The organism is Psychrobacter sp. TB20-MNA-CIBAN-0197 (assembly GCF_040309765.1).
Lineage (GTDB): Bacteria > Pseudomonadota > Gammaproteobacteria > Pseudomonadales > Moraxellaceae > Psychrobacter > Psychrobacter submarinus.
Map to the genome: position 1 here is coordinate 1 of NZ_JBEOPC010001418.1, position 234 is coordinate 234.

General features: G+C 59.0%; 1 protein-coding gene. It reads right to left on the minus strand.

What is annotated here, in order from left to right; all coding sequences use genetic code 11:
* A partial coding sequence (locus AAEY83_RS18635; protein WP_351061683.1) for a DUF2138 family protein occupies nt 1–234 on the minus strand: 234 nt, incomplete at both ends.

A 234-nucleotide genomic window follows, 5' to 3' on the forward strand; every position in this document is an offset into this window, starting at 1 on the left:
TGGTTTCCGGGTTTTTCGCTGGCAAGCCGAACGCTTCGGGGAAGAGTTTTTCACCGTTGAGCAACGCCGCCAGCGCTTGCGCGGAAACGCGGCCCGACTCTTCCGAGACGTTGCTCTCGGGGTCGTAGTACTTGACTGGATTGGACAGCACCACCAGTTTGTCGCCGCGCGACGCGAACAGCAGTGATTTACTGGCGTTATAGCTGAGTTGATACAGCGGCACGTCATCGCCGC